Here is a 23,160-nt window from a genome sequence, read left to right on the forward strand (position 1 = left end):
AGCCCACAAGGGGAGAGGGGAAGACGGCGCCGAGGTGCCGCGAGCTGTTTCAGCACATTCATTGCTACGTCCCGTAAGTCGAGCCCTTCGGCAGCGGAAACACCGGATCCTGGGTGCGGATGTTGGTCGGCCACACCACCGAGATGTGCTCGCCCGCGTTCTGCATCACCACCGGCGTCGAGCGTTCGTTCTGGCCGGAGAGTGGCGTGCCCGGCGGGAAGAATTTTACGCCGTATCCCTGGATAGTGCCGCCGGCGGGGATGTCGACGTCGAGCGCGGCCTTGCGGATCGCTTCGGGCTCGAAGCTGCCGTACTTCTCTTTCGCCACCGGCAGCACGTTGTTGAGCAGCACCCAGGTCTGGTTGAAACCCATCGAGCAGTGCGGCGGCACGTCGGTCGCGCCGGTCTTGGCCTGGTAGCGCGTAACCATGGTCTTGATGAGATCGCCTATGCCGGGCGCGAGCTTCGACGGATCGAGCAGTTGTGCCGGCACCGGATCGATGTTGCAGAAATTGTCGATGTCGGCGCCGAAGGTCGCGCGCAGCTTGTCCAGCTGGCTGTAGCCGGCGCCGGCGCCGAACAGCATCTTGAAGCGCAGGCCGCTCTCGCGCGCCTGGCGCAGGAACAGGGTGATGTCAGGGTTGTAGCCGGCATGCGAGATCACGTCGGCTTTGGCGCGCTTGATCTTGGTCACGAGCACCGAGAGATCGGGCGCCGAGGCCGAATAGCCTTCCTTCAACACGATCTGGAGCCCGGCCTCCCTGGCATAGGCCTCGTCCGCGGCGGCGACTCCGACGCCGTAAGGGCCATCCTCGTGGATCAGTGCGATCCGGACGTCCTTCGGCTCCATGCCGAGCTTCGCCTTGGCGTGCTCGCTCATGAAGCCGGCAAAGGCCTGGCCGTACTGGTCCGAGTGGATTTGCGCGCGAAACACATATTGCAGGTTCTTGTCCTTGAACACGGCCGTCGAGACCGCGGTTGTGATCCAGAGGATTTTCTTCTGCTGCTCGACCTTCGCGGCCATTGGCACCGCATGCGCGCTGGAATAGACGCCGTTGATGATGTCGATCTTCTCCTGGCTGATCAGCCGTTCGGCTTCGTTGATGGCGACATCAGCCTTGCTCTGGGAGTCGGCCGCAACCGGCACGATCTTGGTCTTGCCGCCGATGCCGCCCGTCTCGTTGACGAGATCGATGGCGATCTGGGCGCCGACCGAGGAGGCGACCGAGCCGCCGGCGGCAAATGGGCCGGTGAGGTCGTAGATCAGGCCGATGCGCAAATTCTCGGCTTGCGCCTGGGCCCGGGTCCAATCGAGGCTGAGTGTGGCGGCGGCAGCCGCCGTACCCTTCAGCAGCTGCCTGCGTGAAGTCGGCATCCTATCCCTCCCTCCGAACCGTCGTTTGCGACTGGTTTTATGTTTTTTGGCGAGTATTTGGAGGGCGCTCGTGAAAGTCAACATGCACCGCACCAGGCAGATCGCGGCCGTGCGTGGATCAGATCGGCATTTTTCCCTGAGTATCATTCTTTTTGTGGAGCGCTCAGGAAGAGACCGCTCCGCTGTCCCTCACCACGGATCGTTCCGTTGCCTGCATCATGCGCGGACGCGAACATCCGCTTGTCGCGCGTGTGCTTTCAGCTTCGGCCCGACGCGACGTCGTCTCCCGCAATCGTGATGGTCTCGCTCCCGCGCGCTCGCCGCAGGCCAGGCTTACGACCGGCATTCGGCTTGTGCGCATCGGAGATTGCGTGCCATCCTAGCGGGGTAAATTGCACGGGAAGCCCAATTCCCGGCTTGGCCATCGTGCCGCGTTAAGGGTCGAAACAAAAGCTCAGGGAGAAGAGACATGGTGTGGACGCTTCGTTTTGCGGGGCTCGCTTGCGTTGGCCTGTTGCTGTCCCCGGTCAGTGCCTTGGCAGGGCCGAAGGTCGTGTCCGGTCCGGGCGCCGATCCGGGTTGCTTCAAGCCCTGGTCCGCCCAAACCAAGTTCTTCCAGTGGGACAAGAAGCCTGGTCCCTACAAGATCGCGCTCGTCAACGGCTTCGTCGGCAACACCTGGCGCATCCAGATGGTGAAGACTGCAAAGGCCTTCGCCTCGCAGCCGGGCATCAAGGAGAACATCAAGGAGTTCAAGGTCGTCTCGACCGGAACCGATGTTGCAGCGCAACTCGGCGCGATGGAGGACTTCATCAATCAGGGTTTTGACGCCATCGTCACCATCGCGGTGGCCCCCGATGGCTTCGACCGTATTATCCGCCTCGCCGACAAGAACAATGTGGTCGTGGTGCCCTTCGACAACGTCCTCGACACCGACAAGGTGATGATGGTCAACGAGGACCAGAAGGAAATGGGCCGCATGTCGGCGAAGTGGCTCATCGATGAGAGCGGCAAGAAGGCGGGCGACATCCTCGAGGTCCGCGGCCTGCCGGGCAATTCGGTCGACCGGGACCGCCATCTCGGCTTCCGCGAGGTCATGGAAGCGCCGGGCAACAGCTTCAAGATCACCGAAGTGGTCGGCAATTGGGATACCGGCACCTCGCAGAAGGTGACGGCGGACGCGCTCGCGGTGCACGGCCATTTCGACGGCGTGTTCACGCAAGGCGGCTCCGACGGCACCGTGCAGGCGATGATGTCGGCAAAGCATCCCTTCGTCCCGATGTCGGGCGAGGGCGAAAACGAGTACCGCAAGCAGATCGCCGATCACGCCAAGGACGGGCTCAAAGGCATGTCCTATGGCCAGTCTCCGGCGCTGGTCGCCATTGCCACCAAGGCGGCGATCTCAGCGCTGCAGGGCAATGTGATGCCGCAGCTCATCTCGATCCCGATCCCGGTCGCGACCTACAAGGATCTGAAGCCCGGCACCAACTACTGGCCGGACCTCAACGCAAACTTCTTCGCACCGAACCAGTTCGCGCCCTGCGGCGTCAATTTCACGGCGCCGGAGATCATGTCGCAGAGCGAGAAGAACACCCAGTGAGCGCACCGGAGATGTTCCGGTTGCGGCCCGGCCTTGGCCGGGCCGCTGCTGCGTGAGCCCGCCATGCCGGACGCTACTCTAAGCCAATCCGCCTTCCTCACCCTGTCCGGAATCTCCAAGCGTTACGCCGGAGTGCGGGCGCTCGAAGGCGTCGACTTCGCATGCGAGCGCGGCAAGATCCACGCGGTGCTGGGCGAGAACGGCGCCGGCAAGTCGACGCTGATCAAGATCATCGCCGGCGTCGTCCAGCCCGATACCGGCACCATGCGGCTCGGCGGACACGATGTGACCTTCGCGACACCGTCCGCCGCCAATGCAGCCGGCGTCGTCTGCATCTTCCAGGAATTGTCGTTGATGCCCGACCTCTCGGTCGCGGACAACATCTCGATCGCGTCGCCGCCGCGCCGCTTCGGCCTCATCGACGCGCGGGCGCAGCGCCGCCGCGCCGAGGAGCTGCTGGCCGAGATCGGATGCGAGGACGTCAATCCCCTGATGCGCGTGCGCGACCTGCCGCTGTCGCGCCGCCAGGTGGTGGAGATCGCCAAGGCGCTCGGCAAGAAGCCGCAGCTCTTGATCCTCGACGAAGCCACATCGGCCCTCACCAGTGCCGACGTCGAGAAGGTGTATGCCATGCTGGCACGGCTCAAGGCCGAGGGCGTTGCCATTCTCTACATCTCGCACCGGATGCACGAGGTCGAGGCGCTGGCCGACCGTGCTTCCGTGTTCCGCAACGGGCGTCATATCGAGACCTTCGACCAGGGCAGGAGGTCGACCGCCGATATCGTTCAGCTCATGATCGGGCGCGACATCGCCACCCAGTATCCGCCCAAGCCCGCGCGCGGATCGACGAAGCCGGTGCTGACCATCGAGAACCTGAGTTGGGACAAGCGCCTGGATCGCATCTCGCTCCGCGTCGGCGCCGGCGAGATCATCGGCCTCGGCGGGCTGGATGGCCAAGGGCAAAAATCCTTGCTGCTCGCGCTGTTCGGCGTGCTGCGTGGCGTCTCCGGGCAAATCACCGTCGAAGGCCGCGGGGTGCGTCCGGGCTCGCCGGCGGCGGCGAAGTCGGTCGGCATCGCGCTCGTGCCGGAGGACCGCAAGACCGAAGGCCTGATGCTGCCGATGTCGATATCGGACAATCTGGTGATCGCCTCGCTCGACGCGATCTCGACCGGACCTCTGGTCGACCGCGCGCGCGAGACCGATGCAATCAAGCGTGCCATCGCGCGGCTGCAGATCAAGATCGGCGCGCCCGGCGACGCCGTCGCCACGCTCTCCGGCGGCAACCAGCAGAAGGTCGTTCTCGCCAAATGGCTGATGACCGATCCCAAGCTCATCCTGCTCAATGATCCCACGCGCGGCATCGACGTCGGCACCAAGCAGGAGCTTTACCGGCTGATGCGCGAGCTCGCCGACCAGGGCGCTGCCATCCTGTTCTACTCGACCGACTATGACGAGCTCATCGGCTGCTGCGACCGGGTGGCGATCATGTATGACGGGCGCATCGTGCGCGAGCTTGAAGGTGATGAGCTCACCGAGACCAACATCATCGCCAGCGCGCTCAACATCGACGCCGCGACGCCGGACACATCCGGAGCCGTCCATGCTTGACGATGTCGCTATCAGGATTCGCCAGAACATCGGCATCGTCACCGCCGTCCTGTTGTTCTCCATCCTTTATCTGCTCTACAACCTCGCCCACCCCAAGGGCTTCTCGTCGGCGGTTCTGGTGCAGAACGGCGACGAGATCTTTGCACTCGCCATGCTGGCGATGGCGCAGACCGTGCCGGTGCTGGCGTCGGGGCTGGATCTCTCCGTGGGCGCCGTCATGACCATGGTGGGGTGTTTCGCGAGCTACCTGCTCACGGGAGCGGCGGGGGGCAGCCCGTTGCATCTCGAGATCTTCGGCCTGCATCTCGGCCTTGGTATCTTTCCCGGCGGCGTGAGCGGCATCCTGCTCGGGATCGTCATATGTCTTGCGACCGGCGCACTGGCCGGCTTCGTCAACGGCTGCGTCGTCGTTTATGGGCGCATCCAGCCGATCATTGCGACGCTTGCGACCGGGGCGGTCTATATCGGCATCGCGCTGTTCCTGCGGCCGACGCCGGGCGGCAAGATCGACGAGGATCTCAACTGGGCGCTGACCAACTCGCTCGGGGATTTCGCCGCGACCGTCCATATCTTCGATGATGGCGGAGCCGGCTGGTTTGCGCCGGTGGCCTGGATCCCGGTGCCGTTCGTGCTGCTCGTCCTGATCGCGCTCCTGGTCTGGGTGCCGTTCCGCCGCTCCGTGCTTGGCCGGGCCGTCTATGCGGTCGGCTCGGCCGAAGGCGCAGCCTACATGTCCGGCCTTCCGATCGAGCGTGCCAAGATCGCGGCCTTCACGCTCGCCGGCTTCTTCGCTGGCTGTGGCGGCCTGTTCCTCGCCATCCAGACATCCTCAGGCAATGCCGACATCCCGCAGGCCGGCGCCTACACGCTCAACTCGATCGCCTCCGTCGTCATCGGAGGGACCTCGCTACTCGGCGGGACCGGCAGCGCGATCGGCTCGATCTTCGGTGCGATGGTGCTGCGCGTCATCTCGTTCTTCTTCCGCATCTTCGACATCGCCCCGCTGTTGCAACCGCTGTTCGAGGGCCTGATCCTGCTGGCGGCGGTCAGTATCGGCGCGCTCGGCGTGCTGCGCGTCAAGAATACGCTGGAGCTGTTCCGATGAGTTCGGCCTCCCTCAGTCTCTCTCGCGATGACCGCCCGATCCTGATCGCGGCCCTGTTCATCCTCGTCATCCTGGTGGCGGGAACGATCTATACATTTGCGCGCTTCGGCAGTGCGCCGCTGCTGTCACCGGCCTATCTGCTGCAGCAGCTCCAGATCGGCGCCTTCCTCGGCATCGTGTCCGCGGGGATGATGATGGTGATCCTGATCGCCCAGATCGACCTGTCGGTGCCGTGGACGCTTGCCGGGGCCGCGATGATGGCGACAACGATCGGCGGGCCGCTTGCAATTCCGGTCGGGCTCGGGGTCGGGCTTCTGGTCGGTCTCATCAACGGCATCGGGGTTGCGTATCTGCGCGTGCCCTCGATGATCTTCACGCTTGGCGTCAACGCGGTGATGCGCGGCCTGATGGTCGCCCATACCGGCGGCTACGCGCCGCAAACCGGCGCCACCGACCTGATGCGGATGCTCGCCGGCGACCGCACGCTCGGCATTCCCAACGCCTTGTTCGTCTGGATCGCCGTGTCGGTACTTGTCACGATTGTTCTGCAGCGCACGACGCTTGGCCGCTACGTCTATGCCATCGGCAACAAGGAGGCGGCCGCGTATCTGGCCGGCGTCGATACCCGCCGCATCACCGTGATCTGCTTCGTCCTGTGCGGTGTCGCAGCCGCGCTCGCCGGCGTTCTGCTCGCCGGCTACTCCACCAAGGCGTATCAGGGCATGGGGGATGCCTATTTGCTGCCGTCGATCGCGGCGGTCGTGATCGGCGGCACCAACATCCTTGGCGGCCGCGGCCGTTATCTCGGGACACTGATCGGCGTCGTGCTGATCGTGCTTCTCAACAGCGTGCTGTCGATTATGGACATGCCCGAGGCCGGCCGCCAGGTGATCTATGGCCTCGTCATCATCTTCATGCTGCTGGTCTACGGGCGCGGCGAACGCGTTACGAGTTGACGCGACACGTCTCTTTCTGGTTGCGATCGCTCCCTACACCGCCGCCCGCGTGTTGAGGTAGATCGAATACAGCGAGGTCTGTCCGCAGATGTAGAGGCGGTTGCGGCGCGGGCCGCCGAAGCAGACATTGGCAACGATCTCGCCGATCGGGACCGTACCGAGATGCGTGCCATCCGGCGCATAGCAGAACACACTGCGCCCCGCCGACGTCCAGATGTTGCCATGGATGTCGCAGCGGAAGCCGTCATAGAGCCCGTCCGGGCAGGTTGCAAACAGCGAGGCTTCCCCGACTGTTTGCCCCTTGACCTGATAAGACCAGATCGTCGGCGGCAGCCCGCGGACATGAGTCGCGCCGGTGTCGGCGACATAGAGTCGGGTTTCGTCCGGCGAGAAGGCTAGCCCGTTGGGCTGCACCCGGTCGGAGACGACGCGCGTGATGACGCCGGAGCTGCCGTCGATCCGGTAGACGTTGGAGGCGCCGATCTCGGACGGACTTTGTTGCCCTTCATAGTCACTGTCGATGCCGTAAGTCGGATCGGAGAACCAGATCGAATTGTCCGACTTGACCACGACGTCGTTGGGCGAATTCAGCCGGCGGCCCTCGAACGCATCCGCCAGCACGGTGATCGAGCCATCGTGCTCGGTGCGGGTGACGCGCCGCATGAAATGCTCGCAACTGACCAGCCGCCCCTGGCGATCGGTGGTGTTGCCGTTTGAATTGAAGCTCGGCGCGCGGAACACCGACACCGATCCGTCGGTCTCGTCGAAACGCATCATCCGGTTGTTCGGAATGTCGGACCAGATCAGGTAGCGCCCGGCCGGAAAATAGGCGGGGCCTTCGGCCCAGCGGCAACCGCTGGTGAGTTTCTCGAGATTGACATGGCCGATGACGAGCCGCTCGAAGCGAAGGTCGTGCGCGACATAAGGGAGCATGGGTCCTCCTTGATGGCCGCAGATTCTTGGAGTTGCCTGCGTGCACCCTTACTGTGAGCGACCCTGCCGAATTTGCAAGCGGGCTTCACTTCAGGGGCGCATCGAGCGAGATATGAAATGCCCGGGACATCTAGCGCGAAGACGCGCTTCTGCCCGGGCATCACATCGTTGCGGTGGCCTTGTTCCACTTTTTTACTGCGACAGCTTCACAAAATTCGGAAATTTCAGCTTGCCTTCCGCGATCTTCTCCGGCCAGACCACGACCTGCTTCTGGTCCTGCCATTGGAAGACGAGGCCGGTGACCGCGCCCGCGCCGGACTTGATGCCGTGGGTGAACTCGTCGTCCTTGCCGTAGAACTTGATCTGGCCGATCGTGCCCTCGAAGTCGGTCTTCTCCATCTCGGTGACCATCTTGTCGGGATCGGTCGAGCCGGCGCGCTTGATGGCGTCGGTGATGATGTAGACCTCGTCATAGGCGGTGTAGCCGGTATAGGCCGGCGGCGTGCCGAACTTGGCGGCGAAGGCCGCCGCGAACGGCTTCGTCTTGGATGTGACGGCAACATCGGGCGTTGCGACGGCCAGTGACGGTACGCCGTCGGCAGCACCATTGGTATCCTTCCAGAAGGTCGGGCTCAGCGCCTGCGCGCTGATGCCGAACATCGGGATCGGCACCTGCTGGTTCTTCCACTGCACCGTCGGCTGCACGCCGACATGCGAGATGCCGGTGACGATCACATCAGGCTTCTTGCCTTCGATGTTGTTGAAGATCGGCGTGAAGTCGGTGGTATCGGGCGAGAAGCGCACATGCTCGACCACCTTCAGCCCGGCCTTGGGCAAGCAGGCCTCGTAGCCGACATCGAGCGGCTTGGTCCAGGCGGCGTCCTCGCTCATGATCGCGACCGTCTTGAACTTGAGCTTGTCGACGAGGAGATCCTTGGCCGCGTCGCAGACGATCTGCGCTTGCGCGGCCGAGGTCAGATAACCGTGGAATGTGTACTTGTTCTTCTCATAGTCGTTGTGGATCGCCTTGGTGATCTCGTTCGAGGCGGCGCCGGGCGTGATCAGCGGCATCTTCAGGCGCGCCGCCCAGGGCTCGAGCGCCAGCACGACCTCGCTGATATAGCTCGCGATCACCGCGGAGACCTTGTCCTCGCTCACCGCGCGCTGGAAGGCTCGTACCGAGTCGGCCGAGGAGCTCTTGTTGTCATAGGTGACGATCTCGACCTTGCGACCGAGGATGCCACCCTTGGCGTTGATCTCGTCGGCGGCGATCTGCGCGCCGCCCGGTGTCGCAGCACCCGCGATCGACTGCACCTCGGCGATGACGCCAATCTTGATCGGGTCGCCCGATTGCGCATAGGCGGGGACGGCGAGGCAGAGCGCCAGCGTGGAGGTGAGGAGGTGAGAGCTCAAAATGCTCGATGATCGCATGGTCGTTTCCCTTTCGCTTGTTTTGTTATTGATAGGTGCGAACTACAGAAAATCGGCGCCGGCCTCGGCGGCGAAGCGGCCGGGATCGCCCTCCCAGACGATCCTTGCGTGCTCCAGCACATAGACGCGGTCGGCATGAGGCAGCGCGAAGGTCACATTCTGCTCACCGAGCAGCACCGTGATCGACGTGGTCTGCCGCAGCTTTTCCAGCGCCTTGGACAACAGCTCGAGGATGACGGGTGCGAGGCCCAGCGTCGGCTCGTCCAGGATCAGGATCTGCGGCTGCATCATCAGCGCGCGTCCGATCGCGAGCATCTGCTGCTCGCCGCCGGACAGCGTCTGCGCCAGCTGGCCCTGGCGCTCCTTCAGGATCGGGAATAGCTCGAACAGCCAGGCGAGCTGCGCGGCGCGCTTGTCATCGGTGAGATGTTGCCCGCCGAGATCGAGGTTTTCGCGCACACTCATCTCGCCGAACAGTTCGCGTGATTCCGGACATTGCACGAGGCCGCTGCGGGCGATCTTGGCCGGGCTGGTGCCGCGGAGCTTTTCGCCGCCGCGGATGATCTCGCCGCTATAGGGCAAGAAGCCTGAGATGGTGTTGAACAGCGTGGTCTTGCCGGCGCCGTTGAGGCCGACAACCGAGACGAACTCGCCTTCATGGATGTGAATCGAGACATTCTCCAGCGCCTGCGCCTTGCCGTAATGGACGCTGACATTCTCGACCTGGAGCAGCGGCACCTTGTCCTTGAAGCCGGTCTCGGGCCGTGCATGGGTCGCGATGGCGCCGCCGAGATAGACCCGGCGCACGGTCTCATTCTTCATGACGTCGTCGGCCTTGCCGGTGACGATCTCCTCGCCGAGATACATCGCGAGCACGCGGTCGACCAGCGCCGCGACGCTCTTGACGTTGTGGTCGACCAGCATCACCGCGCGGCCCTCGTCGCGAAAGCTGCGGATCAGGTCGGAGAAGACATCGACCTCGGCGCGAGTGAGGCCGGCGAAGGGCTCGTCGACCAGCACCACTTTTGGGTCCCGCGCGATTGCCTTGGCGAGCTCGAGCCGGCGCAAATCGGCGAAGGGCAGCGTCGGCGGCCGGCGGTTCATGACGTTGCCGAGCCCGACGCGATCGGCGATCCATTTGGCGCGATCGAGCAGCGCCTTGTCCGGAAACAGCATGAACAGGCTGTCCGGCAACAGCGCCACCATGATGTTCTCCAGCACCGTCTGCCGGTTCAGCGGCCGCGAATGCTGGAACACCATGCCGAAGCCTTTGCGCGCGATCCTGTGCGCGGGCAGGCCGGCGACGTTCTCCCCCTCGAACACGACTTCGCCCGCGGTCGGGCGCTCGATGCCCATCACGCTCTTCATCGCGGTGGATTTGCCCGAGCCGTTCGGCCCGATCAGGCCAAAGATCTCGCCGCTGTTGACCTCGAAGCCGAGGTTCTTCACCGCCGTCAATCCGCCGAAGCGTTTGGTCAGGCCGCGGACTTCGAGCACGGGACGGTTTGAAAGCCTCTGGTCCATTACGAGCGAGCCTCGCGCGAGAGGGCCGCTCCGAGAAAGCCGCCGGGGAAGAACAGCACGACGAGCAGCGCCACCGCCGAGACGATGAAGGTCGCGAGCTCGCCGGTGGGGCGCAGGAATTCGCCGGCGACGATCAGGAAGATCGCGCCGAGTGCGGCGCCGAGCACGGTGCGGCGGCCGCCGAGCACAGCCGACACGATCACGTTGACGCCGACCGCGACGTCGACGACGGTGCCGACCGAGGCGGTGCCGAAGTAGAACACCAGCAACGCGCCTGACAGGCCTGAGAAGAACGCGCTGACGATGAAGGCGGCGAGCTTGTGCTTGACGATGTTGAAACCGAGCGCGCCGGCCTGCACCGGATCCTGACCGCTGGCTTGCAGCACGAGGCCAACCGGCGATTGCGACAGGCCGTAGAGGATCGCCGCCGAGATCGTCATAAAGCCGAGCGCGATCCAGTAATTGGCGCCGGCGCTGATGGTGATGACGTCGGGGATGGTCAGCCCGATCTCGCCGCCGGTGAGGTCGGCGAACACCACGATGAAGTTCTGCAGCATCAAGACGGCGACCAGCGTGGTCAGGCCGAAATACGGCCCGCGCACGCGCAGCGCCGGCAGCGCCAGCACGAGGCCGGCGATGACAGAGGCGAGCGCGCCCAGCACGATGCAGAGATAGACCGACCAGCCGAACTGGGCATTGAGGATGCCGGCAGTGTAGGCGCCGACGCCGATCAGGAAGGTCGGTCCGAAATTGACCTCGCCCGCGAAGCCGAACAGCAGGTCCCAGGCCATCGCGAACACGCCGAAATAAAATGCGACGGTGAGGAGCCCGAGCACATAGCCGGAGACATAGAGCGGCAGCGTAGCTGCGATGATCACGAGCGCCAGCGAGACGAAGAACAGGCGCGAGGTAAAGAAGCCCGCCATCTCAGCGCCTCCCCAGCAGGCCCTGGGGCCGGATATACATCACGAACACGAGCAGCAGCAGCGCCGGAATGGTGCGGTAGGCCGGCGAGACCAGATAGGCCGTCAGCGTCTCGAGATAGCCGACCACAAAGGCCGCGATCAGCGAGCCGGAGACGCTGCCGAGGCCGCCGAGCACGACGATCGAGAATGCGCTCGCGGTCAGCGGACCCACGCTGTAGGAGCTCACCCCTAAGAACATGCCGAGCAGCACGCCGGCGACGCCGGCGAGGATGCCGTAGATCGCCCACACCACGATGTAGATGTTGGTGAGCTCGAGTCCGAGCAGGGTGACGCCGCGCGGGTTCATCGAGGCCGCCAGCACCGCCTTGCCGGTGCGAGTGCGGTTCACCAGCAGCCACAGCAGCGCGATGACGAGGCAGCACACGATCGCGGTGAAAATCTCGTTCTTCGGCGTGCGGACGCCGAGGATCTCGACGACGCCCTCGACGATCGGCAGCACCGTCTTGGCGTTGTTGGTGAAGAAATAGGCGATCAGCTCCTGGATCATGATGCCCCAGAGCAGTGTTCCCGTGAGGACGAAGATCTCCTTCTCCTCGTTCGGGATGCGCCGGGAATCCTGGATCGGCTTCACCACCGCAAAGTAGGTGGCGAACGCCGCGAGGAGGGCGACGCCGACCCCGATCAGCGCGCCGGCATAGGTGCCGACATTGAGCACGCTGGCGGCGGCCCAAGCCGCCACCGCTGCCGCCACCATGATGGCACCGTGGGAGAGGTTGAGCACGCCGGAGACGCCGAAGATCAGTGTGAAGCCGGTGGCGCCGAGAGCGTAGAGAGCGCTGATGGCAAAGCCATCGATCAGAATCTGGAAAGCTCGCATCTATGATTGGCCAAGAGTCTCACTAGAGGAAAAGGTGCTGCGGGGCGCCGCAATTGGAAGCTCCCGGGAAGTGATCCCGGGAGCATGTCGGATCAGTTGCTGAGCTTGATGAAGCTCGGGAACTTGATGTCGACCTTGGCGACGTCCTTGGGCCAGACCGCGCTCTGCTTGCCGTCCTGCCATTGCAGCATCAGCCCGGTGATCAGGCCCTTGCCGTATTTGATCGAATGCGTGAACGGATCGTCCTTGCCGTAGAACTGGACGCGGCCGATCGTACCTTCCCAGTCGGTCTTCTCCAGCGCCTCGACCAGCTTGTCGGCATCGGTCGAGCCGGCGCGCTTCACGGCGTCGGCGATGTAATAGACCTCGTCATAGGCGGTGTAGCCGGCATAGGAGGGATAGTTGCCGAACTTCTTCTTGAAGTTCTCCGCGAACGGCACCGACTTCGGCGTCACCGCGACGCCGGGCCCGGAGACGCCCTGATAGAGCACGCCTTCGGCGGCCTGGTTGGTGTCCTTGCCGAAGGTTTCGTTGGTCGCCTGCGAGGAGATGCCGAACATCGGGATCGGCACCTGCTGATTCTTCCACTGCACCGTCGGCTGCACCCCGACATGCGAAATGCCGGTGATGATCACGTCGGGCTTGGCGCCCTCGATCTTGTTGAAGATCGGCGTGAAGTCGGTGGTGTCGGGCGAGAAGCGGATGTGGTCGAGCACCTTCAGCCCGATCTTGGGCAGGCATTCCTCGTAGCCGACATCGAGCGGCTTGGTCCAGGCGGCGTCCTCGCTCATGATGACCGCCGTCTTCATGTGCATCTTGTCGACGAGCAGGTCCTTGGCGCCGTCGCAGACCGAGAGCGCCAATGCCGCCGAGGTCAGATAGCCGTGGAAGGTGTACTTGTTCTTCTCGTAGTCGGCGTGGACGCTCTTGCTGATCTCGTTGGAGGCGGCACCCGGCGTGACGAACGGCGTCTTCAGCCGCGAAGCCCAGGGCTCCAGCGCAAGCACCACTTCGCTGATATAGCTGGCGATGACCGCGTTGACCTTGTCCTCGTTCACCGCGCGCTGGAACGCGCGCACCGAATCTGCCGAGGAGGAGTGATTGTCGTAGCCGATGATCTCGATCTTGCGGCCGTCGACGCCGCCATTGGCGTTGATCTCGTCGGCGGCGAGCTGCGCCGCCTGCGGGATCGATGCGCCGGCGATCGCCTGCGCTTCCGCGATCACGCCGATCCTGATCGGATCAGCCGCAAAAGCCGGGCCTGACGCTGCCAATAATGCGCCGATGGCGACCGCACCAAGTGCACTTCGCAATGCACCAGAGAGTACTTTATTCATGTTGTTCTCTCCCTTGAACCAAGCTTCTTTGAGCTATTGGGCGGGACTATAACGACGAGAGAATCCCCGGCAAGTGAAACTGTATTCAGGATTGTACGTTGGGGACTAAAGTCTAGCGCTTGCGCAAATATCGGGCAGAGCGGATCGATATTCCGCGCGCAGGCATGCAGATTTCGGCGGCGGGCATGCATGAGCATTCGGGGCCACAAGAAAGGATCGCTGAGCTGCTTAGCGCGCTTGCAGCAGCGATGGATCGAGCGGCACGAGCCGGGCGGGATCGAACGGCGCGAGATCCACCTGAGGCGTTCCGCCTTCGGCGATGAGCTGCGCCATGGCCTCGCCGGTCGCGGGCGCATTCAGGATGCCCCACACATTATGTCCGGTCGCGACGTAGAGACGGTCGCTCTGCGGCACCCGGCCGATCAGCGGCAGGCCGTCCTCGGTCACGGGACGGAAGCAGGCCTGCTGCGCGATGATCTTGTCAGGGCGAAACAGCGGCGACAGCCGCTCCGACATGGCTTGCAGGCGCGCAACCGCATCGCGGTCCGGCGTCACGGCCGCCGGATCGAGCGGCAGCGGCGCGATGTCGGACAGCGCCGTGATATGCGTGCTGCCGTCGGCGCGTGGAAAGACCTCGATCGACACGCCGCCGCCATCCGTCTCGCATTCCAGGAACAACGCATCGGCCGGCACGTTGGAGCCGAGGTCGTAGACGATGCTCGGGCTGCGCTGGCCATAGACAGCGGGCAGGCTCATCCATTGCGCCGCGAGCAGCGACCATGGTCCCATCGCAATCACGATGGCATCCGCTTCGATGGTGCTGCCTTCGACCTCGACACCTTTCGCGCGCGTCCCATGCGGATCGCGAACGATGCCGGTGACGCGGCCGGGGCGAAGCTCGGCGCCTTGCGCGAGCGCCGCCTTCATCACGGCCGACGTGAACTTTCGCGGATGAACGATCGCGGTCGTCTCGGTCGTGCCGATGGGCTGCGCGATCACGATGCCATCGCTGAGCCAGCCAAGTGCGGATGGCGCAGTCCGCCGCGGATCGCCATCGGGCGCCACGTAGCCGCCATATGCGCTCATCGGGCGGTAGCCCCAATCGCCCGCGATCTCTTCCGGCAGCTGCGCGTGAAGCGCAAAGCTGCGCCGCGCCAGCGCATCGAGCGGCGTGCCCGCACACCAGTCACATGCCAGAAAACCGCCGGCCTTGCCGGAGGCCGCGGCCGCCAATTCCGTCCGTTCGACGACGATGACATCGACGCCGAGGCGGCGGAGGAAATAAGCTGTGCAGACCCCGATTACGCCGCCGCCGCAGATCACAACGCGCATGGCTTTATCCCTGACCTGGGGCCTACCGTTGAGGAGACAACCTAGCTCGAATAGCCGCGTTCCAAGGCATGACGCTGCTGGTATCGCTCCAGCGCCAGATGGACGAGGCGCGTCAGCAGCTCTCCATACGGAACGCCCGAGGCCTCCATCATCTTCGGATACATGCTGATCGACGTGAAGCCGGGCAGGGTGTTGATTTCGTTGAAGCAGAATTCGCCGGTTTGCCGGTCGAGAAAGAAATCGACCCGCGCGAGGTCGCTGCATTCGAGGGCCGCGAACACTTGCACCGCGAGCGCGCGGACGCGCTCCATCTGCGCCGGGTCGAGCCTGGCCGGAAGATCGACGCGGGCGCCGTCGGGGTCGAGATATTTGGCCTCGTACGAATAGAATTCGTGATGGGCGTTCGGATTGAGCTCGCTGGCGACGCTCGCAAACAGCGTCTCGCCATCGAGCACCGCGACCTCGATTTCGCGCGCGTCGATGCCCTGTTCGACCAGCACCTTGACGTCATAGCGAAACGCATCATCGAGCGCCGTGCCGAGTTCATCCCAGGTCTTGACCTTGTGAATGCCGACACTGGAGCCCATGTTGCACGGCTTGACGAACACCGGGAGGCTCAGCCCCTCGACCGCCTTGGCGAGAGACGCGGCGCGGTCCGCGGCGAAGGCCTTGCGGGTGAGCACGCGATAGGGCGCGACCGGAACGCCGGCGAATTCCGCGAGCCGCTTGGCGACATCCTTGTCCATGCTGACGGCGGAGGCGAGAACGCCCGAGCCGACATAGGCGACCTCGGCCAGCTCCAAAAGACCCTGCACGGTGCCGTCCTCGCAAAGGGGGCCGTGCATGACCGGAAACACGACGTCGATCTCGATCGGGCCTGTCGCGCTTTCGGAGATCGGCACGAGAACGCCACGTCCGTCAGCCCCTCGGGCGAGCCGCATCTCGGGTGCATCGGGCAAGATCGGCAAGGCCGCCTGCGCCGGATCGATCCTGGCAAGATCGTTCCACTGCCACCGGCCGGTCTTGTCGATGGAGACCGGGATCACCTCGAAGCGCGCGCGGTCGAGATGCCTGAGCACGGAGGCCGCCGATTTCAGCGAGACCTCATGCTCACCGGACCTGCCGCCATAGAGAACAACGACGCGAATTTTGTCTGCCATGGCTCAATTATCACGCGCCCTGTCTGGAAGTCACGTGTTGCCTGCGGAGACTAGATCGACCTGACCGTCAAAAGTTCTCGGGCGCGCTCGAGATCGGCCAGCGTGTCCACGCCTAACGGCTCCGTCTGGATCACCTTCGCATCCATCCGCATGCCGTGCTCGATCGCTCTGAGCTGTTCAAGGCTCTCGCGCTGCTCGAGGACGCCGCGTGCGAGGCTGACATATTTCGTCAACGCCTCGCGTCGATAGGTGTACATGCCGACGTGATGATAGTGCTTCCCCGCTCCTGAGGGGATCACGGCCCGGCTGAAGTAAACCGCGCGACCGATGGTTTCTTCCGGGTGGATCGCAAGGGCGATCTTCACAACGCTCGGTGCCTGAAGCTCGATGGGATCCTCGATCTCGGTGGCGAGCGTAGCAATTGAACAATCGGCATGCCGGGACAACGGCTCCATCGTCGCACGTATCGTCGCCGGATCAATGGTCGGCAGGTCACCCTGAAGGACAACGACGACATCGTATGCCGCTTCCGCGTCGATCAACTGCAGTGCCGCGTGCGCACGATCCGACCCCGTCGGGAGGGTTGGGTCGGTCAGGACGGCCCGTCCGCCCAAATCGTCGATGACCTCCACGATGGCTTGATCGCCGCAGGCAACGACGACGGGGCCGATATCGGCCTCGAGACCTCTTCGCCAGACGTGGACGATCATTGGCTGACCGTTGATATCCGTCAGCGCCTTGCCTGGGAGCCTGGTCGAACCAAGCCGGGCGGGTATGATCACGATCGGACGCATCGAAACCTTCCGCTCCCTGAATGGGCAAATGTCTGAGGCGCCAGCGGGGCACGCCGGCGCCTCGTTACAATTCAGCTCACGCCTGCTCAGCCCGGCCCCGCACCTTGCGTCGCGGTGAACACCGCGTAGAGCGACTGGCTCGCGGCCATGAACAGGCGGTTGCGCTTCGGTCCGCCGAAGCAGATGTTGCCGCAGACTTCCGGCAGTCGAATGCGGCCGAGCAGCTTGCCCTCCGGCGACCACACCGTCACGCCGTTATAGCCGACGGCGCGACCGGCATTGCTGGAAGCCCAGACATTGCCGTTGACGTCGCACCGCACGCCGTCGGGTCCGCACTTCACGCCGTCGATCACGCAATCGGAGAAGCTCTTCAGGTTGGACAGCTTGTTGTCGCTGCCGACATCGAACACGAAAATCTCGCCCTTGCCGCCGGGGCCGGTGTCGCCCGGTCCCTTGCCGGTCGAGACGACGTAGAGCTTCTTGAAGTCGGGCGAGAAGCACAGCCCGTTCGGATCGGGCACCTGCTCCTCGGTGACGACGAGATCGACGCGGCCTGAGGAATCGATGCGATAGCAATTGGTCGGCAGCTCGCGCTTGCCAGGTGCGAATCCGGCCGGCTGTCCGATCCGCGGATTGAGCTTGCCGGGCGCATTGCTCGGTCCGCCCGCCGCATCGGGCTCACCTTCATAGAGCTGGCCGCCATAGGGCGGATCGGTGAACCAGTAGCTGCCGTCGGGATGCGCGACGACATCGTTCGGCGAGTTCAGCTTCTTGCCGTTGTAATTGTCGCACAGCACGGTGGCGGTGCCGTCATGCTCGTAGCGCGTCACCCGCCGGGTCAGATGCTCGCAGGAGAGCTGACGGCCCTGGAAGTCGAACGAGTTGCCGTTGGAATTGTTGGAGGGCGCGCGGAATACGCTGACGCGGCCGTCGTCCTCGCTCCAGCGCATCTGCCTGTTGTTGGGAATGTCGCTCCAGAGCAGATAGCGGCCTTGAGCGCTCCATGCCGGACCTTCAGCCCAGAGCACGCCGGTGTAGAGCCGCTTGATCGCGGTGTTGGGTTGCGCGAGATCGTTGAAGGACGGATCGACCGCGATGATATCGGGGTCCCAGAAATAGGTGGTCGGTGCGCCGCGGGGGCCGAAGTCGCGCGGCGGTGTGGTGATCGTCGTCGGCGGGGCGGCGGGTCCGGTCTGGGCCAGCGCAGTGCCCGTTCCGGCGATCGTGGCCGCGGCGCCGAGCGCAAGTCCCTGCACCAGCGTTCGTCGTGAAAGCGCAACATCCTGCTCACGCTGCTGTTGGCGTGTCATTCGCGTCCTCCCGGGTCATGTTCAGCTAGCCGGTTGATCCGGCCGAGCAAGTGCAAGGTTAGTCCCATTCATCCCCGGTTGCGAGGGCGGCCAGGAATATGTGTGAACCGCTGTTCGGCCCGGTGTGACGCGACAATTCGCGTGCCTTCGGGGAATTAACCGAGCCCCAGTTTGGGCCCCGTCAAGCCTTGACGTCGCCTCTATTGCTGCGCAGAAAACCTTGGGAGAAAGGCCGCAGCAAATGGTGCAGGGTATCATTACATTGATCGTGTTGCTCGGGATCGCGTATGCGGCCGGCTATTTCACGCGCGATTTCCAGTCCCGCAAACGGCGTGCATCGGCTCGCCGCTCGGGCGGCTATAGGCAACCGGACTGGCTTAGCCCCACCGTTCCCGCCAACACCAACGAAACTCCGTCCCCCGCCCTCGGTGAACTCGGCCAGATGCTGGATCGCTGGGAAAGCAGGGCCCGCTCGCGTCGTACGGGGTAGCTTTCCAGAGACAACAAGCTCGACCGTCATCCTTGCGTGACCGCGACGCGGTTGTCGCTGGAGGTATGCGCCCTAACGATGATGGTGAGCATGGCCCGCACTCACAAAAGCAATTCCGGCATTGCGAGCGAAGCGAGGCAATCCAGACTGCCCGTCGCGGAAAGACTCTGGATTGCTTCGCTTCGCTCGCAATGACGTTGAGGAAGTTGCGCGCAACACCTCCTATCGTCGTCCTCCCGCAAGCAGGACTGACTATCCAAGGCAGAAGTTTGGTGAAGACCGGTCGTTCAGACCGTCAGCCATCGATAGACCTTCGCGGCATGTTCTTGGCTTTCGCCGGGATGACACCGTGAAGCGGTGGGTCACCCATGCTGACCATCTTTTGGCGTTGCAGTTGCGGTCATTTCTCGTCTAGAAACGACGCACTGAGCCTCCCGGCAACCAACCGTCAACGGTTTTGCCCGAGGATTTGGGGCTCAAAAGGGTCTGGCAATGCTGATTCGCGGCCAAATCGATGGGATTTCGGGGGAGGTGGCTCTGGCCGCCGCCACGATCCCGGCCGCGCTGCTGCCCACCCTCCTGATCGGCGGGCTTCTTCTTACTTGCCCCTGAGGGCCGGCTGGGCGCCACGCGCCTGGGCGCTCAGGGGTTGGTCGAGATCACCGGACACCTCAAGCGCCCAGCAGACTGTCGGCGCGAAAGCTCAAAAGGAAATTTGATAATGGCCCCCGCGAACAAGTCCGATAAGGACCGCGTCATCATTTTCGATACCACGCTGCGCGACGGCGAGCAGTGCCCCGGCGCCACCATGACTTTCGAGGAGAAGCTCGAGGTCGCGGAGCTGCTGGATGATATGGGCGTCGACGTCATCGAAGCCGGCTTCCCCATCACCTCCGAAGGCGACTTCCAGGCGGTGAGCGAGATCGCCCGCCGTTCCAAGAACGCCGTGATCGCCGGCCTGTCGCGTGCGCACCCGGCCGACATCGACCGCTGCGCTGAAGCGGTGAAATTTGCGAAACGCGGCCGCGTTCACACCGTGATCGCGACCTCGCCTTTGCATATGCGGGTGAAGTTGAACAAGACCCCGGAGCAGGTGCTCGAGACCTCGGTCGCGATGGTCGCGCGCGCCCGCAACCAGATCGACGACGTCGAATGGTCGGCCGAGGACGGCACCCGCAGCGAGATGGATTATCTGTGCCGCATCGTCGAAGCCGTGATCAAGGCCGGCGCCACCACGGTGAACATCCCCGATACCGTCGGTTACACCACGCCCGACGAATACACTCACTTCATGAAGACGCTGATCGAGCGCGTGCCGAACTCCGACAAGGCGGTGTTCTCCGTGCACTGCCATAACGACCTCGGCATGGCCGTGGCGAACTCGCTGGCCGGCGTGGTCGGCGGCGCGCGCCAGGTCGAGTGCACCATCAACGGCATCGGCGAGCGCGCCGGCAACGCCGCGCTCGAAGAGATTGTGATGGCGATCAACGTCCGCAACGACAAATTCCCGTTCTGGAACAAGATCGACACTACGCAGCTGACCCGCGCCTCGAAGGTGGTGTCGGCGGCGACCTCGTTCCCGGTGCAGTACAACAAGGCCATCGTCGGCCGGAACGCGTTTGCGCATGAGAGCGGCATTCACCAGGACGGCGTGCTGAAGGACGCCTCGACCTACGAGATCATGCGGCCCGAAATGGTCGGCCTGAAGCAATCCTCGCTGGTGCTCGGCAAGCATTCCGGACGCCATGCCTTCGTGCACAAGCTGGAGGAGATGGGCTACAAGCTCGGTCCGAACCAGCTGGAAGATGCGTTCACGCGGATGAAGGCGCTCGCCGACCGCAAGAAGGACATCTACGACGAGGACATCGAGGCGCTGGTCGACGAGGAGATGGCGGCGTCGCACGACCGCATCAAGCTGACCTCGCTGACCGTGATCGCCGGCACCCATGGCCCGCAGCGCGCGACCATGAAGCTCGACGTCGACGGCCAGATCAAGATCGAGGAGGCCGAGGGCAACGGTCCTGTCGATGCGGTGTTCAACTGCATCAAGCGCCTGGTGCCGCACGAAGCCAAGCTCGAGCTGTACCAGGTCCACGCGGTGACCGAAGGCACCGACGCGCAGGCGGAAGTGTCGGTGCGGCTGTCGCATGAGGGACGTGCGATGACGGCGCGTGCGGCGGATCCGGACACACTGGTGGCGTCCGCAAAAGCCTATCTCGGCGCGCTCAACAAGATCGTCATGAAGCGCCAGCGCGACACCGTGACGACGGCCGCGGCAAGCTGAGAAGCGAAGCTGCGCGTTGGCTTCGCCTCTCCCGCTTGCGGGAGAGGCCGACACGCGAAGCGTGGCGGGTGGGGGTTCTCTCCTCTCGGGGTTTCTCGCTCGCGGAGACCCGCCCCTCTCCCGCAAGCGGGAGAGGGAGCACAGCGGCGCTTACGGCGTTCTCTATGAATAGCTGCCCTGCTAACGGCCAATAGCACGCATGGGCGCCAGCCTGTATTGATGCTCCCGGCACGAGGACAGGCCGCCCGCGCGCCGGGCGGCCCAAAAACAACAGGGAGAGATTATGCGCACCTTCGTGATCGCGGCGTCCGTTGCGGCATGGGCCTTGAGCCTTGCCGGCCCCGCCAGCGCCGACCCGATCATCATCAAGTTCAGCCATGTCGTCGCGACCGACACCCCGAAGGGCAAGGCGTCCGAGAAATTCAAGGAGCTCGCCGAGAAGTACACCGGCGGCAAGGTCAAGATCGAGGTCTATCCGAACTCGTCGCTCTACAAGGACAAGGAAGAGCTCGAGGCGCTTCAGCTCGGCAGCGTGCAGATGCTGGCGCCGTCCAACTCCAAGTTCGGCCCGCTCGGCATCCGTGAGTTCGAGGTGTTCGATCTCCCGTACATCCTTCCCGACCTGAAGACGCTGCGGAAGGTGACGGAAGGCCCGCTTGGCGCGCGGCTGCTCAAGCTGCTGGACTCCAAGGGCATCACCGGCCTTGCCTATTGGGACAACGGCTTCAAGCAGATGAGCGCCAACAAGAAGCTGGTGACGCCGGCCGATTATCAGGGCGTCAAGTTCCGCATCCAGTCCTCGCGCGTGCTGCAGGCGCAGTTCAAGGCGCTCGGCTCGCTGCCGCAGGTGATGGCGTTCTCGGAAGTCTACCAGGCGCTGCAGACCGGCGTGGTCGACGGCCAGGAGAACACCTGGTCGAACATCTATACCCAGAAGATGCACGAGGTGCAGAAGTACATCACCGAGACCAATCACGGCTACATCGGCTACGTCGTGATCGTGAACAAGAAGTTCTGGGACGATCTGCCGGCCGACATCCGCGACCAGCTGTCGAAGGCGATGAAGGAAGCGACCGACTTCAACAACGCGCAGTCGCAGAAGGAGAACGATGACGCGTTCGCCGAGATCAAGAAGAGCGGCAAGAGCGAGATCATCAAGCTCACGCCGGAGCAGGACGAGGCGATGCGCAAGGCGATGGAGCCGGTCTACAAGGATGCGGCGAGCCGCGTCGGCCAGCCGCTGATCGACGAATTCCTGAAGGAATCGAAGAGCACGACGAACTAGCACGACGAACCGAGCGCACGTCGAGCGAATCCAAACGAAATATGAAGGTGGGCTTCCGTGCGGGCTGCACGGAGGCCCTTTTTGTTGCGAATGATGTCCGGGCGGTGGCTGAACGGACGTTCAAGTGAATTATACCTCTGAAAGAACGCCCTCCCTGTCCAAGTTGTAAGTTGCACCTTGGCCTCGCGACCCTCATCTTCAGGACATCCTTCCAGAGGAGGTACGTCATGAGGAAGTTCACCATCGCCGCCATCGCCGTGCTCAGCATCGCCGGGTCGGGCGCGGTCTATGCCCAATTTCATCGCCCGTGGATGGAGCACTTCCGCCACATCCGCATGAACCCCGAAGACCGCGCCGCCTTCGTCGACGCGCGGATCGCCGCCGTCCATGCCGGGCTGAAGCTCAACGCCGACCAGGAGAAGCTGTGGCCGCCGGTCGAGGCCGCCGTGCGCGACTTCGCCAAGCTGCGCATCGACCGCGCCAATGCGCGGATGAATGCCGGCCCCGGCGATGCTTCGAAGGATGCCGACAAGCCGGAGGATCCGGTCGCCCGCCTGCGCCAGCGCGCCGAGGACATGAGCGCCACCTCCGCGGCCCTGAAGAAGATCGCCGATGCCGCCGATCCGCTCTACAAGACCCTGGATGACGGCCAGAAGCGGCGCCTCGCCCTGCTGACCCGCCACCGCGGCCCGTTCGGCGGCGGCGAGGACGGCCCGCCCCACCGCTTCATGGAACGCGGCATGGACCGCATGATGGAGCGTGGCATGGACCACTTCCGCGGCGGCGACCGCGACGACGGCCCGGATCGGGAAGGGCGCCTTTGAGCGCAC

General features: G+C 64.0%; 19 protein-coding genes. 8 read left to right on the plus strand and 11 right to left on the minus strand.

Annotated elements, in window-relative coordinates; translation table 11 throughout:
* Window positions 1-64: 64 nt before the first annotated feature.
* The gene (locus tag FXB38_RS37570) at window positions 65-1,375 is read right to left on the minus strand and encodes an ABC transporter substrate-binding protein (RefSeq protein WP_148755973.1); all 1,311 of its coding nucleotides are present in this window, start codon (window positions 1,373-1,375) and stop codon (window positions 65-67) included.
* A gap of 469 nt (window positions 1,376-1,844) precedes the next feature.
* Here FXB38_RS37570 and FXB38_RS37575 point away from each other — a divergent pair, with 469 nt between their 5' ends.
* The 4 genes from FXB38_RS37575 (at window position 1,845) to FXB38_RS37590 (ending at window position 6,647) form a co-directional block, all read left to right on the plus strand.
* Entirely contained in the window at window positions 1,845-2,975 is a 1,131-nt protein-coding gene (locus FXB38_RS37575; RefSeq protein ID WP_148755974.1) for a sugar ABC transporter substrate-binding protein, read from the plus strand.
* 63 nt (window positions 2,976-3,038) lie between these two features.
* The gene (locus tag FXB38_RS37580; RefSeq protein ID WP_148755975.1) at window positions 3,039-4,586 is read left to right on the plus strand and encodes a sugar ABC transporter ATP-binding protein; all 1,548 of its coding nucleotides are present in this window, start codon (window positions 3,039-3,041) and stop codon (window positions 4,584-4,586) included.
* Complete coding sequence (locus tag FXB38_RS37585) at window positions 4,579-5,691, plus strand: ABC transporter permease (RefSeq protein ID WP_148755976.1); 1,113 nt, start codon at window positions 4,579-4,581, stop codon at window positions 5,689-5,691. Before FXB38_RS37580 ends, FXB38_RS37585 begins: the two co-directional genes overlap by 8 nt.
* Window positions 5,688-6,647: an ABC transporter permease gene (locus tag FXB38_RS37590; protein ID WP_148755977.1), complete on the plus strand. Its 960-nt coding sequence runs from the start codon at window positions 5,688-5,690 to the stop codon at window positions 6,645-6,647. Before FXB38_RS37585 ends, FXB38_RS37590 begins: the two co-directional genes overlap by 4 nt.
* Window positions 6,648-6,680: 33 nt before the next feature.
* On the opposite strand, the gene FXB38_RS37595 is transcribed toward FXB38_RS37590, so the two are convergent.
* The 10 genes from FXB38_RS37595 to FXB38_RS37640 all read right to left on the minus strand — a co-directional run bounded on the left by FXB38_RS37595 (window position 6,681) and on the right by FXB38_RS37640 (window position 18,271).
* Window positions 6,681-7,580, minus strand: coding sequence for an SMP-30/gluconolactonase/LRE family protein (locus FXB38_RS37595; protein WP_148755978.1), 900 nt, complete (start codon window positions 7,578-7,580; stop codon window positions 6,681-6,683).
* A gap of 192 nt (window positions 7,581-7,772) precedes the next feature.
* Window positions 7,773-9,011, minus strand: a complete 1,239-nt coding sequence (locus tag FXB38_RS37600; RefSeq protein ID WP_148755979.1) for an ABC transporter substrate-binding protein — start codon at window positions 9,009-9,011, stop codon at window positions 7,773-7,775.
* A 42-nt stretch (window positions 9,012-9,053) separates the two neighbouring features.
* Window positions 9,054-10,535: an ATP-binding cassette domain-containing protein gene (locus tag FXB38_RS37605; RefSeq protein WP_148755980.1), complete on the minus strand. Its 1,482-nt coding sequence runs from the start codon at window positions 10,533-10,535 to the stop codon at window positions 9,054-9,056.
* Complete coding sequence (locus tag FXB38_RS37610; protein ID WP_148755981.1) at window positions 10,535-11,461, minus strand: branched-chain amino acid ABC transporter permease; 927 nt, start codon at window positions 11,459-11,461, stop codon at window positions 10,535-10,537. Before FXB38_RS37610 ends, FXB38_RS37605 begins: the two co-directional genes overlap by 1 nt.
* Window position 11,462: 1 nt before the next feature.
* Complete coding sequence (locus FXB38_RS37615; protein WP_148755982.1) at window positions 11,463-12,338, minus strand: branched-chain amino acid ABC transporter permease; 876 nt, start codon at window positions 12,336-12,338, stop codon at window positions 11,463-11,465.
* Between the two features lie 92 nt (window positions 12,339-12,430).
* On the minus strand, window positions 12,431-13,675 hold the full coding sequence (locus FXB38_RS37620) for an ABC transporter substrate-binding protein (protein ID WP_148755983.1): 1,245 nt from the start codon (window positions 13,673-13,675) through the stop codon (window positions 12,431-12,433).
* Window positions 13,676-13,903: 228 nt separating this feature from the next.
* A complete protein-coding gene (locus FXB38_RS37625; RefSeq protein WP_148755984.1) occupies window positions 13,904-15,007 on the minus strand; it encodes an NAD(P)/FAD-dependent oxidoreductase in 1,104 nt (367 codons plus the stop codon).
* 41 nt (window positions 15,008-15,048) lie between these two features.
* A complete protein-coding gene (locus FXB38_RS37630; protein WP_148755985.1) occupies window positions 15,049-16,167 on the minus strand; it encodes a D-alanine--D-alanine ligase family protein in 1,119 nt (372 codons plus the stop codon).
* A 50-nt stretch (window positions 16,168-16,217) separates the two neighbouring features.
* On the minus strand, window positions 16,218-16,961 hold the full coding sequence (locus FXB38_RS37635; RefSeq protein WP_148755986.1) for a 3-deoxy-manno-octulosonate cytidylyltransferase: 744 nt from the start codon (window positions 16,959-16,961) through the stop codon (window positions 16,218-16,220).
* An 86-nt stretch (window positions 16,962-17,047) separates the two neighbouring features.
* Window positions 17,048-18,271: an SMP-30/gluconolactonase/LRE family protein gene (locus tag FXB38_RS37640; protein WP_148755987.1), complete on the minus strand. Its 1,224-nt coding sequence runs from the start codon at window positions 18,269-18,271 to the stop codon at window positions 17,048-17,050.
* Between the two features lie 244 nt (window positions 18,272-18,515).
* Between FXB38_RS37640 and FXB38_RS37645 the strand changes: the two genes are divergently transcribed.
* From FXB38_RS37645 to FXB38_RS37660, 4 genes are all read left to right on the plus strand, one after another.
* The gene (locus tag FXB38_RS37645; protein WP_148756048.1) at window positions 18,516-18,761 is read left to right on the plus strand and encodes a hypothetical protein; all 246 of its coding nucleotides are present in this window, start codon (window positions 18,516-18,518) and stop codon (window positions 18,759-18,761) included.
* 721 nt (window positions 18,762-19,482) lie between these two features.
* Window positions 19,483-21,045 (plus strand): 2-isopropylmalate synthase, encoded by a 1,563-nt coding sequence (locus FXB38_RS37650; protein WP_148755988.1) that lies wholly within the window; start codon window positions 19,483-19,485, stop codon window positions 21,043-21,045.
* Between the two features lie 283 nt (window positions 21,046-21,328).
* Window positions 21,329-22,330, plus strand: a complete 1,002-nt coding sequence (locus FXB38_RS37655) for a TRAP transporter substrate-binding protein (RefSeq protein WP_148755989.1) — start codon at window positions 21,329-21,331, stop codon at window positions 22,328-22,330.
* A 227-nt stretch (window positions 22,331-22,557) separates the two neighbouring features.
* Complete coding sequence (locus FXB38_RS37660) at window positions 22,558-23,154, plus strand: Spy/CpxP family protein refolding chaperone (RefSeq protein ID WP_148755990.1); 597 nt, start codon at window positions 22,558-22,560, stop codon at window positions 23,152-23,154.
* Window positions 23,155-23,160 lie beyond the last annotated feature (6 nt).

The sequence above is a fragment of the Bradyrhizobium cytisi genome (genome assembly GCF_008123515.1).
In the GTDB taxonomy this organism is placed as follows: domain Bacteria; phylum Pseudomonadota; class Alphaproteobacteria; order Rhizobiales; family Xanthobacteraceae; genus Bradyrhizobium; species Bradyrhizobium cytisi.

What these genes read in the sequence shown, in the direction of transcription:
- FXB38_RS37620 (WP_148755983.1), bottom strand. Translation starts at nt 13,675, where the DNA reads ATGAATAAAGTACTCTCTGGTGCATTGCGAAGTGCACTTGGTGCGGTC.
- FXB38_RS37600 (WP_148755979.1), bottom strand. Translation starts at nt 9,011, where the DNA reads ATGCGATCATCGAGCATTTTGAGCTCTCACCTCCTCACCTCCACGCTG.
- FXB38_RS37595 (WP_148755978.1), bottom strand. Translation starts at nt 7,580, where the DNA reads ATGCTCCCTTATGTCGCGCACGACCTTCGCTTCGAGCGGCTCGTCATC.
- FXB38_RS37635 (WP_148755986.1), bottom strand. Translation starts at nt 16,961, where the DNA reads ATGCGTCCGATCGTGATCATACCCGCCCGGCTTGGTTCGACCAGGCTC.
- FXB38_RS37625 (WP_148755984.1), bottom strand. Translation starts at nt 15,007, where the DNA reads ATGCGCGTTGTGATCTGCGGCGGCGGCGTAATCGGGGTCTGCACAGCT.
- FXB38_RS37605 (WP_148755980.1), bottom strand. Translation starts at nt 10,535, where the DNA reads ATGGACCAGAGGCTTTCAAACCGTCCCGTGCTCGAAGTCCGCGGCCTG.
- FXB38_RS37650 (WP_148755988.1), top strand. Translation starts at nt 19,483, where the DNA reads ATGGCCCCCGCGAACAAGTCCGATAAGGACCGCGTCATCATTTTCGAT.
- FXB38_RS37590 (WP_148755977.1), top strand. Translation starts at nt 5,688, where the DNA reads ATGAGTTCGGCCTCCCTCAGTCTCTCTCGCGATGACCGCCCGATCCTG.
- FXB38_RS37575 (WP_148755974.1), top strand. Translation starts at nt 1,845, where the DNA reads ATGGTGTGGACGCTTCGTTTTGCGGGGCTCGCTTGCGTTGGCCTGTTG.
- FXB38_RS37570 (WP_148755973.1), bottom strand. Translation starts at nt 1,375, where the DNA reads ATGCCGACTTCACGCAGGCAGCTGCTGAAGGGTACGGCGGCTGCCGCC.
- FXB38_RS37630 (WP_148755985.1), bottom strand. Translation starts at nt 16,167, where the DNA reads ATGGCAGACAAAATTCGCGTCGTTGTTCTCTATGGCGGCAGGTCCGGT.
- FXB38_RS37640 (WP_148755987.1), bottom strand. Translation starts at nt 18,271, where the DNA reads ATGACACGCCAACAGCAGCGTGAGCAGGATGTTGCGCTTTCACGACGA.
- FXB38_RS37615 (WP_148755982.1), bottom strand. Translation starts at nt 12,338, where the DNA reads ATGCGAGCTTTCCAGATTCTGATCGATGGCTTTGCCATCAGCGCTCTC.
- FXB38_RS37655 (WP_148755989.1), top strand. Translation starts at nt 21,329, where the DNA reads ATGCGCACCTTCGTGATCGCGGCGTCCGTTGCGGCATGGGCCTTGAGC.
- FXB38_RS37660 (WP_148755990.1), top strand. Translation starts at nt 22,558, where the DNA reads ATGAGGAAGTTCACCATCGCCGCCATCGCCGTGCTCAGCATCGCCGGG.
- FXB38_RS37580 (WP_148755975.1), top strand. Translation starts at nt 3,039, where the DNA reads ATGCCGGACGCTACTCTAAGCCAATCCGCCTTCCTCACCCTGTCCGGA.
- FXB38_RS37610 (WP_148755981.1), bottom strand. Translation starts at nt 11,461, where the DNA reads ATGGCGGGCTTCTTTACCTCGCGCCTGTTCTTCGTCTCGCTGGCGCTC.
- FXB38_RS37585 (WP_148755976.1), top strand. Translation starts at nt 4,579, where the DNA reads ATGCTTGACGATGTCGCTATCAGGATTCGCCAGAACATCGGCATCGTC.